We start from the raw sequence: 12,409 nt of genomic DNA, 5'->3' as shown, positions 1-12,409 counted from the left end.
TCCGGGGCCATGACGCGGTGGGCCTGTCAGCTACGGACGGTCGGGTTCCGTCTGCAGGCCGAGCAGGCCGGCCGCGTTTCTGCAGCGGTCCGGGTGCCCCAATACCTCCACCGAGTCGACGACTTGGTCGATGGTGCCCGGCAGCATCGCTCTCCTGTCGTGGCTGCGGACACCCAATCGGTCGATCAGCGCCCGCACTTGCGGATCGGCCACGTGGGCGGCCAAGGCGTGGGTGAACCGGTCGCCGAACAGCACGAGAATGTCCCGGTCGAAGAACGGGCGGGGCTCGGGATCCACCTCTTCGGCCAGGCCGAGCCGGTTGGTGGCAACGGCCAACTCCCGCTGCGCGGCACACACGGCCGCTTCCCGCTCGCGCCAGCAGCCGGCGCTCACGGCTGCGCGCAGATGCGGCCCGACCCGCTCGGCGATCGGCAGACGCGCGAAGGCGGTTCCCAGCCACTTGCCGTACGGCGCCCAGCGCCGTTCCACCAGGAAGGCGAGGCGGACCAGATCCCGGGCGACCCGTGCCGTCACCAGCGCACTGCCAAGGTCGTCTCCGACTGCTCCGGTCCTGCCGATGAACGCCTCCTCCTGCGAGACCCGCAACCAGGCGGCAGCCAGCGCGTACCGCCATACGTCGTCCGGATACCACCGCAGGGCCCCGCGGCGGAGGGCCAGAGATCCGTCGGGATCGTGGAAGACATCGCCCGCCACCAGGGTCGCCAGCCGCTGGGTCGGGCTGGTCAGCCAGTCCGCCAGCCCCATGCCTGCTGCGGGGTCACGGCCGATCCGCTCAGTGAAGAACCGCGCGGCCGTCGTCACCTCCACCTGGTGGTGTTCCGCGCCGTCGAAGCGATCCGCGTTCCGGTGGACGACCGGAAATCCCTCGAAGTACTCCGGGAGTTGCTCCAGCGCGCGGTGCACGCCTGCTGCATCGCCCTCCGCTGCCACGAAAACCTGAACACGTGGACCGAAATCGTGGTCGGTGGAGACCTCGTCATCGAAGCCGAGCACCTCCGAGCCGTCGCCCAGCAGGCCGGCGGAGTGCGGGATGTCACCCAGCGACGGGGCGACGACCTGATCGTAGAAGCGGTGCGACAGCTGGAGTCCAGGCATACCGAGCATGCTAAGAGCCATGGCAAGCCGTTTTAGGGTGGCACCACGCGCCGCCCGAGGCAAGCTCCGCTCCTACGGTGCGGCCCACCGCGCCCACCGCGGCTCATGCCCTCCGTCGCGCTGTCGAGCCCCGGCACGGCAGTCGAAGTACCTGGACAACAGGGCTTGGAATCCACGTCAGTCGATCCGGCGTCCGCTCCCCCGGCGGTGCACAGCGCTGCCGGTGCTCCTGGGCGCTTCGGCGTTCGACGCGGTCTGCCCGCGCATTCGGGCCCGTCACCGTGAGGTGGACGGGCCCCTTCGCACGCTGCGCATTTCATGCGCGGCTTCCCTGTTCACGCGGCACTCGCGTGGTTACAGGGCGGCCTTCTTGGCGCCGGAGAACGCGGCGAACGCGCCGATGGCGAGGAACAGGAAGGTCATCGCGTCGGCCGTCTCGCTCCAGCCTTCGGTCAGCAGGTCGAAGTGCTCGGTGAACAGCGAGGTCGCGGAGACGCCGATCTCGTCGGCGCCGATCATCGCGATGCCGATGAGCTGGCCGAGGTAGACCGCGCCCAGCGACAGCAGGGCGCTGACCACGGGCAGCACCGGGTTGTTGCCGCCGACCTTGCCCGCCGCGAAGCCGATGAGGAAGCCGACGCCGACGGCCGCGTAGCCGATCTCGTACTCGGTCGCGCCGACGATCCCGCCGTAGATGCCGGCGGTGACCAGGGCCACGACGACGGCGACGACCAGGCCCAGGGCGAGGTTGCTGCGAGCCGGCGCGGCCGCGGGCGCGAACGGGGCCGGGGGAGGCACGGCGGCACCGGGCTGCTGGGCGTAGGGATTGCCGCCGGTGGGCTGCGGGGCGGGCGGTGCGCCGACGGCGGGCTGCTGGGCGAACGGGTTGCCGTCGGACGGCGGCGGAGTTGACTGGGCCATGACAGGATCCCCCCACGGGACTGATGTGACGAGCGGTGTGGTGTGTGCGCACGAGTGTGCGACAAGACGCCGAAGACTAGCAGGCGCGGCGATCCCTTTCACCGGGGATTACGTGGGCGGATTCCGGGTGGAGGACCTGCCGTAAGTCCGCGCCGAAGGCGTGGAATTCCGTGGGGAGTCCGTGGGGAATCGGTGCGGCACTCCGTGCGGAACGCCCGGTTCGTCGTACTCCCCGACGGACGGCCAGGGGCACAACAGGCTCTCGCCGGTGCGCTCGACGCCACCATGCCGCTACGCCACGCCACGCCACGCCACGACGCCACGTCAAGGAGAGCCCCACCATCACCCCGCGGAACTCCCGCCGCGCAGCCGGGGAGAGCGGCTCCGCCAACTCGATCACCAACGTCGGACCAGACATGCCGGGAGCCTGGTTCGGTCGGCTCCCCGACCGATCACGTCATTCCCACAGGGAGTTCAGCCGGTCCGATCACCGACGCCGCCGACGGACCGGCACCCCACGCCCCGCGAACCGGCCGGGAAAGGGCGCGCACGACCTCCCCAGGTCACGGCCCTTCCCCGGCCAACCGCACCCATCTACCCCGCCCCACCCGTTTCATGCGCGATCACCTTCCTGTGCGACTCGCGACGACCGGACGGTCTCGCGAGGTGCATCGGCAGAGGCTGTCAGGGATGCGCTCTGACGGTCGGGAGCTACAGCGTCGAGGCGAAGCTCCAGTGCCCCGAGCCGACCGCGTACACGGCCTCGGTGGCCGTGGCGCGCAGCAGGCGCGCGCCTTTCGGAGCGGTGGCATGGCCGTCACCGGTGGGGACATGGATCTCCGCCGTGCTGCCCGCCGGCACGTCCACCGTGAGGCGGAAGCGGCCCTCCGTGCGGGCCCAGTCGGTGCGGGCGAGACCGTACGGGGTGCGGTACGAGCCGGACGCCGAGGTCAGGTCGCCCTCGACGGCCGGGTCGATGAGCAGTTCCGCGTAGCCCACCGATCCGGGCGTCTGCCCGATGCCGGCGACCCTGCTGGTGAACCAGGAGTCGATGGCTCCGAGCATGAAGTGGTTCTGCGACTGGCCGGGGCCGCCGTCCCAGGACTCTCCGAGCGTGGTGTTGCCGGCCACCACCTGGTAGCCGTAACTGGGGCTGGTGGTCTGCGTGGCGATGCGCTGGACGATGTCGTCGCGGCCTGCCTCGGACAGGACACGGAACGCGGCGGGCAGGGAGATCTCGCCCAGCAGCAGGTGGAAGCCCGCGGTCTCGACGGCTCCGGTGAAGTGGGCCAGCAGGCGGTCCCTCTGGCCCGCCGGGTAGGCGCCCATGTCGAGGGCGAGGGCTTCCGCCCCCTGGCCGCCGCCCGCGAAGGTGCCGGTCGCCGCGTCGTAGTACTTCGCCGCCAGGGCTCGGGCGGCGGTGTCGGCCCTCGTCCGGTAGTCCGCCGCCGCGACGTCGTCGCCGAGGACGGTGGAGATCCGGGCGAGGGCGTCCACGACGCGCCAGTAGCCGTACGTGCCGGCCACCGCGCGCGGGAAGGTGCGGTCCGGGGTGAACCAGTCGCCGAGGCCGTAGTCGAGGATGCCGTCGGCCACCTGCGTCTGGAGGAAGGCCGCGTACCGGCGCATGCGGGGGTAGTAGGTGCGCAGCGTGTCGGCGTCGCCGTAGGTGGTGTAGAGCTGCCAGGGCACCAGGACGAAGGCGCCGCCCCAGTTGGAGTCGTTGCGGTACGCGCCCGGCAGGCTCGTGTACTCGGGCACGGTGCTCGGGATCAGTCCCTCGGCGGTCTGCGCGTCCGCCATGTCCCGGACGATCTTGCGCAGGTGGGCCTGCATGTCGTAGTTGGCGGCCAGTGCGAGGAAGACCAGTTGGTCCTGTTCGAGCCAGCCCAGCTTCTCCCGGCTCGGGCAGTCGGTGAGGACGCTCATCATGTTGCCCTCGACGGCCCGGCGGATCAGGCCGTGGATGCCGTTGATCAGCGGGTCTGAGCTGGTGAAGGTGCCGGCCGAGGCGTTGTCGGTACGCAGCACCCTGCCGCGCGCGGTGACCTTCGCCCCGTCGGGCAGGCCTCTCAACTCCAGGTAGCGGAAGCCGTGGTAGCCGAACGTCGGATGCCAGGTGGCACTGCGCGTGTCACGGCTGGTGTAGCTGTCCCACAGGGGGCCGCCGACGTTGCTGATGGACTGGAAGGCGTGGCCGTCCTTGAGGCTCTCGGCAGGGTAGACGCGGACCTCCGTGCCGGCGGGCGCGCTGACGGTGATCTCCGGCCAGCCGGCGATGTTGCGGCCCAGATCGAAGACGCGGCTGCCTGCGGCGCCGGCGACCTCCTTGCCGGTGACGGTCTGCACGACCCGGATCGGTTCGGTCTCACGGGCGCTGAGTGCGGCGGGCGCGTCCGTGGTGCCCGGGGCGGCGACGGTGACGGCGCGGTCCCAGGAGCGGTGGTCGCCCCGGGGCTCGTCCCAGTGCGGGAGCTCGCGGCGGGCGTCGTGGTCCTCGCCGCCGTACCAGTTGCTGGAGGTCGTGGGGCCGAGCGTGGTCCGCCAGTCGTCGCCGCTCGTCACGGTGCGGACGCTGCCGTCGGCGAGGGTGATCTCCAGCTGCGCGATGGTCTTGGGGTCGCTGATGTTGCCGTACAGCTTGCGGTAGCGGTCGGCGGTGCTCACGACGTTCGACATCCCGTTGCCCAGCGCCACGCCGAGGGTGTTGGCGCCCGCTCGCAGCCGGTCGGTGACGTCGTAGGTGGCGTACTGGACGCGCTCGCGGTAGTCGGTGTTGGCCGGCTCCAGGACGGCGTCGCCCACCGGCTCACCGTTCAGGGTGGCGTCGTAGACGCCCAGACCGGCGATGTACAGGCGGGCGCTTCGTACGCCGTGCGGCAGTGTGAAGTCGTCGGCGAGCAGCGGCAGTCCGGCCGGGAGGTACGGCTTCGGTGGCTGCTGTCCGGTGACCTGGGAGACCTGGGTGAACGGTCCGGTCGCGGTGTCGGCCGTGGACAGGGCGTAGTCGACGGGGAAGTTCGGGACGCGGCCGTCGGTGGTGAGGACGTCCGCGCGCGGGTAGAGCGCCACCTGGTCGAAGGTCTTGGCCGACTTGAGGTCGAGGGTGAGGGTGACGGGGGTGGTCGAGGTGTCGGCGGAGGTGTGGGCCGCGCTGGAGTAGCCGGCGGCGGTCTGCAGGGCGCTGTTGGGCAGGCCGTCGACGGCGAGGGCGGGCTCGTAGGTCTTGCGGACGGTGGTCGTCTCGGAGGCGGTGACCGCGGCGCCCTTGGCGAGCCCCGCCGTGGCGCTCTGCGAGTCGCGTACGTCGATCTCGCCGAGTTGGAGCCGCCAGGTGCGGGCGTCGACGCTCTCCTTCAGCGGCAGGCCGAGCCGGGTCACGTCGAGCCGGAGGTATCGGGCGGTCGTGCGGGGCAGTTCGACGACGACCGGCTCGATCTCCCGCTCACTCAGCCGCCAGTCGGGGTGGGTGATCCAGTCGGCGTCCCAGTCGGACGCCCGGGTCAGCCCGGTCTCGAAGACGGCGGTGTCGCTCCAGCCGGAGTCGCGGCCGGTCCCGGACCAGAGCATGACGCGCCAGTACACGCGGGTGCGGGAGCCGAGCGCGCGGCCGGCGTAGGTCGTCTCCGGTACGGCGGAGGAGATCTTGCCGGAATCCCACAGGTCGGCCCGGCCGGACCGCAGGCGCTCGGCCGAGGTGGCCGCCTGGATGCGGTAGGCGCTCTGCAGGACGCTCGCGGTGCTGGCCGTGGTCTGCCAGCTCAGCATCGGGGTGATGTCGTCGATGCCGAGCGCCTCGTCGAGGTGCTGGGTGCGCAGGTGCCCCGGGGTGAGGGTGCCGGCGGTCGCGGCGGAGGCCGTGACGGTGCCGGAGACGGCGGTGACGAAGGCGGTCACCGCGGCGGGCAGCAGGAGGGCGAGACGCCGGCGTCCGACGCGGGATCTGGATGTGGGCATGAGGTTCCTCGAGGTCCTTCGGGGAGGGGTTCCTTCGGCCGGGGGGGCGCGTCAGACGCGGTCGAGCACGGCGGTCACGCGGCGCCGGAAGCGCAGGCTCACCGGGCCGAGCAGACCGGAGGGCAGCGGCTTGTTGCGCTCGTTGGAGAGGGTGTTGGAGACGCGTACGGCGAGGCGGTTGGCTCCGGGGACGAGCAGACCGGTGACGTCCGTGACGAACGGCGCCCACAGCAGCGGGTCGAGTTCCTTGCCGTTGACCGTCACCCCGGCCACGTCCCGCACATCGCCGAGATCGAGCAGGACGCGCCGGCCGTCGAGGACGGCGCGCTCCACGTCGATCCGCGTGGTGTAGGTGCCGCTGCCGGAGAACAGCGGGGCGGTGGCGGTCCAGCTGCCGAGCGGGCCGGTGACCGGGGTGTCGCCGTCGCGGTCCAGGGTGAGCGTCCAGTCGCCGGTGACGGGGACCGGGGTGAGCGGGTCGTCGACGCGGACCGTGCCCCGGTAGGTGCGGCCGGAGTCTGTACCGGTGAGCCGATGGGTACCGGGCTCCGACACCTCGACCGTGGCCCGCAGTTCGCGGCCGTGCCGCTGGACGGAGAGGACGTCCATGGAGGCGTCCGTGAGGTGGGGCGGTGCCGTGGCGTTCCGGCGCACGACGACGATCCGGGTCTCGTACGCCCGGAAGGTCAGCGGTAGGTGCAGGCCGCGCCTGCTCGTCCGGTGGACGGGCGCCGGCCTGGTCTCACCGGTCGCCGGGTCCCACAGCTCCGGGACGCCCTCGGCGGCCAGGACCGCGGTGGTCTCGACGGTCGTGGCGCTCTCGTTGTTGAAGAGGAAGGCGGTGTCGTCTCCCCGGGTGACGCGCAGGGCGCGGATCGCCTCCCGGGCGGGTTCCAGGACGGCGACCGCCGCGCCGGCGTCCTGTGCGGCCGCGCCCAGGGCGGTCACGTCGGCGACGCGTACCGCGTGTCCCCGTCCGAGGGTACGGCTGCCGGGGACGCCGTCGCCGAACAGGTCGTTCAGGGCGCGGGTCAGGGAGCGGTCGTTGCCGTCGGCCTCGTCGGCGGGCAGCGCGCCCACGGCGACGACGGTGCCCCCGGCCCGGACGAACTCGGTCAGGGCGCGGACGGTGGCCGCGTCCAGGGTCGGGACGACCGGCAGCACGACGAGGTCGTAGCGGGCGTCTCCGACGGCGAGGCGGCCGGACCGCACGCGGGCGTGGGCCAGCAGGTCCGGGTCGTCGGTGAGGGCGCCCTCGTGGAGGAGGTCGAAGTCGACCTGGGCGCGTTCCAGCGCGTAGGCGGCGTCGGCGAGGGCGCCGTCGATCCGGCCCTGCCGGTCGGTGCCGGTCCACTGTTCGGCGGCGCGCTGGGGCTGGAGGATCGCCGTACGGGCGGCGGACGTGCCGCGGCCGGCCTCCATGACCCGGCCGATCCACTCCGCGAGCGGACGCATGGACCACCACCAGGGGGCGCGGGGGCCGAAGGGCGGCGGGAAGTAGACGACGGCCTCGTCGGTCCACAGCGCGTGCAGGACGGTGAGGTTGACCCCGCGAGCGGCCTGCGCCCCGACGGTCGCGTGCACGAAGCCGGGCGTGACCTGCCAGCCCATGTTGCCGAACATCTCCATCAGGGCGCGTTCCCGGCCCATCTGATGGGCGACCGAGACCGGGTTGCGCGGCAGCATGGTCTGCTGTCCGGCCACGTACTCGGCGGTGATGATGTCGCCGCCGGGGACCTGGGCCCACTGGTTGACCTTGTGCAGGTCGCCGGTGGTGGGGATGCGCTTGGTGGGGGCGGCCTCGTCGTAGAGCGGGTTGGTGATCAGGGCGACGTTCCGCTCCTCGCACCAGCGGGCCTGGGCGCGGAAGTACTGGGCGAACCGGTTGGCGACGGCCTGCCAGTAGCGGCCGCGCGCGATCCGGCCGGTGCGGCCGAGGTCGTCGAAGGCGGCGGCGTAGGCCACGCCGGGCTCGACGTCCACCGCGCGCAGCGCCTTGTCGAGCGTCGGCGACCAGGGCAGCCGCTTGAAGTGGGCCTCGGCGGAGGCGAAGAACGGCTCGTCGTCCCAGAATCCGGGGACGACGGTGCCGAACCAGCGGCGGAAGCGGCGGTGGTACTCGCCGGGGATGATGTCGAGGAAGAGTTGTACGGGCTCGTCGTCGAGCAGGTCCACGTAACTGCGGCTGTAGCCCTGGGTGTCGTCGATCAGCGGAACGCCGCCGAACAGGTCGATCTGCCAACGCCCCTCGGGGACCTGCCAGTTGCCGTCCTTCGCGAGCCGTGCCGTCAGGTCGACCACGTCGGACCCGTCGGTGGAGCCGGCCGGGCGGGCCGCGGCGGCGACGGCCGTGACGCCGAGGGGCTCCCGCTCGGGGAAGTCGCCCGCGGCGGCCGCGTCGTCGAACGTCGTCGAGTACAGCGTGCTGCCGTCGGCCGCGACGACGGCGAGGCTGTCCCATAGGCCGCGTTCGTCGCCGACCGCACGGACGCCGACGCTCCCCACGGGGTGGCGCTCGTCGGACACGGAGCCCTTGTCGCGGCCGTCGAGGGTGACCGAGACGGTGGCGCCGCGGACGGTGACGACGAGGGTGTGGTACTTGGTCTTGTTGAAGCCGTCGGTCCGGGTGCTGCGCAGCAGTTGCACGGGGGCGGCGTGCCGGGTCAGCCGCTGCACGGTGACGACACCGGTCTGGTCGAAGGCGACCGCGTAGCCGTCCAGGGCGTCCGCGGAGGCCCGCACGACGAGCCCGGCGGCGGTGTGGTCCGCCTTGGCGCTCGCGGTGACGGTCAGGTCGCTCCACTGCTCCCCGCCGCGCAGCACGGTGGCCCCGTCGAGGACCGCGGCGTCGGCGACCAGGTGTCCGGCCTCCACACCCACGCCGGTGCTGCGGCGCAGGTCGGCGCGGACCGGGCCCTGGACCACCGTGGTGGAACGCCACAGGGCCTTGAGCCGGAGGTCCGGGCGGGGCTGGTAGGTACGGGAGCCGACCGTGCCGCCCTTGACGATGTACTCGCCGGCCCGTCCGCTCGGGAAGTGGTCGTCGTTGAACAGCCATACGCGCATTCCGGTGCGTTCCGCGGTGCGCAGCACGTGCTCCACGATGTCGAACCAGTCCTCGGTGAAGAAGACGGGCCGCATGGCATCGTTGTCGAAGGAGAACAGGATCACCTCGTACATGCCCTTGTCCCGCAGGTCGGCCAGCTGCCGGTCGACGAGTTCCGCGGTGACGGGGCCGTTCCAGTACCAGTAGACGGTGGGGCGGCTGTCCTTGGGCGGGTCGGTGAAGCGCCGGGTGGTGAAGGCGGCGGGGGCGGCTCCGGGCGCCGGGTCCCGGGGCGCGGCGGAGGCGGCCGGTACCGCGAGGCCCAGACCGGGCAGCCCCGTGGCGGCGGCGGTGCCGATGCTCGCTGCGGCGACGAATCCGCGTCTGGACAGCGGGACTTCGGGGACCTGGCCGGGGTTCTGACCGGTGGTGATGTCGGACATGCGTGAGCTCCTGCGAAGTACGGCGCGCGGCCGAGACGGATCGGAAGAGGGAGGTGCGGGGGCGGGGGCGAGGGTGGTGCAGGTGCGGGGCGGGTGCTGCGGGTGCGAAGGGGTGGCGTGGTCAGCCGGTCGCCAGTCGCGCCACCTCGGACGCAGTGAGGGCCCGGTTGTGCACCAGGAGATCGCGCACGGCACCGTGCAGATACGGGTGAGTGCCGTTCTGTGAGCGCCCGAGGTAGCTGCGGGTGGTCCGGCCGAGCAGCAGCGGGCTCGCGACCATGGCCGGGTTGCGGCCCGTCTCGGCACCGTCCAGGTAGAGCACTGCGGTGCCGCCGCCCAGGGTGAGCGCGAGGTGCGCCCAACAGCCCAGGGGCAGGGGGCCGGCCGCGTCGACGAAGTCCTCCCGCTCCATGCCTGCGATCTTCAGCGCGGCTCGGGCGCGCCCCGCGCCGGTGGTCGCGGCGAGGAAGAGATAGGTGTCCTTGTGGTAACCGAAGTCGAAGACGCGGGCCGAGGCGGCGAGGGTGTCGACCCGGACCCGGACGCTGATCGTCACCTCGTCCAGTCCGCTCAACAGGCCTGCGGGCAGGGTGACATGGCCGCCGCTGCCGTTGAGGGACACGGCCGGCCCGGTGCCGTCGTCCTCCCAGCCGGCGCCCGGGGACGGGATCGCGTCGGGGAAGCCGCCGGTGCGGTCGGCGGCGGCGCCCGTCCCCTCGTCGAACGGGTAGTGGGCGACGTCCCGGGCGCGGCCCCGGCGCGGGGTCACCGCCCAGTAGACGTTGTAGCGCTGGTGGTGCGTCTCGTGGAACGGCCGTAGTGCCACGGACCGGTCGTCCGCGAGCGCCGTGAAGCGGGTGGAGGTGCCGGTGACGGGGCGCAGCGACCGCGGGCGGATCGTCGGGACCGTGGCGAGTTCGGTGTCGCCGTACTCGCCCGCCAGCACCAGGGGGCCGTACGACAGCGAGGTCACCTGGGGGTTGTCGGGAGCCGGGGTCCAGACGGCTCGGCGCGGGAGGGTCAGTTCGACCGTGTCCCCGGCACGCCAGGAGCGTTTCACCGTGGCGTAGGAACCGGGGCGGACCCGCGTGGTGAACGGGTGGCCGTTGACCTTCAGCGCGGCGGCGTGTCCGGTGTCCGCCACCCAGGCTGGGATCCGGATCCGCAGCGCGAAACGCCCCCGCCCCGCGGTGACGGTAAGCCGCGTGTGCCCCTCCGACGGGTACCCCGTCTGCTGACGTAACGTCACTCCACCCTGCTGCCAGCGGACTTCGGAGGGGATGAACAGATTGACGTAGAGCGACGGTGACCGGCCCTGGTCATGGGAACGGAAGTAGACCGAGTCGGCGAACTTGGTGTGGGTCTCCAGGCCGGTGCCGTGGTCGCAGGAGAAGTTGTCGTAGTCGCCGCTGTAGCTGCCCGGGGCCGAGCCGAGTCCGCCCTTGGGCTCGCGCCGGGAGCCGGCCCACAACCCGGTGTAGTAGGTGACGAACCCGTGCGCCGAATCGGGGTCCTGCTCCGCCAGCATCTGGTTGTAGAGGGTCCACTCGTAGTGGTCCATGTACTCGGCGCGGTCGGGGCGGTGCAGGAAGAGGTGCCGCCCCAGTTTCAGCATGTTGTAGCTGTTGCAGTTCTCGCAGGTGACGTCGGAGAGCCGGCTGACGATCTCGTCGGGCGGCCCGAAGAGTTCCTGGTTGGAGTTCCCGCCGATGGCGTACGAGTGGTGGCGCACGACGGTCGTCCAGAAGGTGTCCGCGATGTCCAGGTAGCGGGACTCCCCCGTGGCCTCGTAGGACGGGACCGTTCCGACGATCTTGGCGATCTCGGTGTTGGCGTGGCGTCCGGCGAGCTCGTCACGGCCGGCGGCGAGCGGGGCGTACAGCTCCTCGTGGTCGAAGCGGCGGGCGGTGCGCAGGTGGGCCGGGTCGCCCGTCACCTGGTACAGCCGCGTCAGTACGTCGTTCATGCCGCCGAACTCGACCTTCAGCAGGTTCTGCATACGCTCGTAGGGCAGGGGCGCGGTGCGGGCCTCGGCCCACGCGGCCATCCTCCGCAGCACCTCCAGGGCTTCGCGGTTGCCGCTCAGCCGGTACTGGTCGAGCAGACCCGCCATGATCTTGTGCAGGGTGTAGTAGGGCGCCCAGGGCTTCCCGCCCGCCTCCAGCTGGTCGAAGACCGACTCGGGAAACGCCGAGAGGTAGCCGCGCGTGAAGCCGGCGGCCGGGGCCGCCCGCTGACATGCGGCGAGGGCGGTGACCAGGGTCCCGCCCTTGGCCGCGTACGCGGAGTCACCGGTGGCGGCGTGCGCCTGGGCCAGGCCGCTGAGCAGATGGCCCGTGGTGTGGCCGCGGAGCTGGACGTCGGGAGCCTCCCATCCGCCGCAGGGCTCGGCCGTGGAGGGCAGGCCGACAGTCCGCCGGAAGGTGTGCAGCAGCCGGTCGGCGTCCACGAAGAGCAGATAGGCGCAGGTGCGACGCATGTTGGCGAGGAAGGGGCTCTCCAGGAGCCGGACCTCGGACAGGTCGAAGGCGGCGAGGGCGGGGTCGGCACCGGCCACTCCTGCGGCTTCGACCGGACGGGGGGCCGCTTCGGCGGCGCGGGCCGCTGCGGCGGGGCCGACCGCCGTGACGGCCACCGCGGTCGTGGCGGTGAACAGCATCTGACGGCGGGACGGGCCGGCGGTGTCGCGTGATGCGGGCAACGTGCGGGACTCCCTTCAGCGGGACGCGAAAGCGCGAGACGGGCAGCCGCCACTTCACACCACGGGCGAAGCGCTGCGCTGAATTGAATCGTTCTACTGTGCAGGCGCAGACGCTAAGCTCGACCATGGCGAGCGTCAAGACTTCTCACAGGGACTGATCGAAGCGACCCAAAGGGAGAGAGGTAACTCCCAGTTCAGAGCCGTAATGTGACGCATGACGGAAGG

General features: G+C 72.0%; 5 protein-coding genes. All 5 read right to left on the bottom strand.

Annotated elements, in window-relative coordinates; translation table 11 throughout:
• Positions 1 to 30 precede the first annotated feature (30 nt).
• On the bottom strand, positions 31 to 1,116 hold the full coding sequence (locus ACFVYS_RS28090; RefSeq protein WP_389506403.1) for a DUF4037 domain-containing protein: 1,086 nt from the start codon (positions 1,114 to 1,116) through the stop codon (positions 31 to 33).
• Positions 1,117 to 1,470: 354 nt separating this feature from the next.
• The gene (locus tag ACFVYS_RS28085) at positions 1,471 to 2,037 is read right to left on the bottom strand and encodes a hypothetical protein (RefSeq protein ID WP_389506401.1); all 567 of its coding nucleotides are present in this window, start codon (positions 2,035 to 2,037) and stop codon (positions 1,471 to 1,473) included.
• A 711-nt stretch (positions 2,038 to 2,748) separates the two neighbouring features.
• Positions 2,749 to 5,994: a family 78 glycoside hydrolase catalytic domain gene (locus tag ACFVYS_RS28080; RefSeq protein ID WP_389506399.1), complete on the bottom strand. Its 3,246-nt coding sequence runs from the start codon at positions 5,992 to 5,994 to the stop codon at positions 2,749 to 2,751.
• A gap of 51 nt (positions 5,995 to 6,045) precedes the next feature.
• Positions 6,046 to 9,483: a glycosyl hydrolase gene (locus ACFVYS_RS28075; protein ID WP_389506397.1), complete on the bottom strand. Its 3,438-nt coding sequence runs from the start codon at positions 9,481 to 9,483 to the stop codon at positions 6,046 to 6,048.
• A gap of 121 nt (positions 9,484 to 9,604) precedes the next feature.
• Complete coding sequence (locus ACFVYS_RS28070; protein WP_389506466.1) at positions 9,605 to 12,142, bottom strand: beta-L-arabinofuranosidase domain-containing protein; 2,538 nt, start codon at positions 12,140 to 12,142, stop codon at positions 9,605 to 9,607.
• Positions 12,143 to 12,409 lie beyond the last annotated feature (267 nt).

This window comes from Streptomyces sp. NPDC058295, assembly GCF_042880655.1.
GTDB lineage: Bacteria > Actinomycetota > Actinomycetes > Streptomycetales > Streptomycetaceae > Streptomyces > Streptomyces coriariae.
The sequence above is the reverse complement of the archived record's forward strand: the minus strand, read 5'-3'. Positions and strand labels throughout refer to the sequence as shown.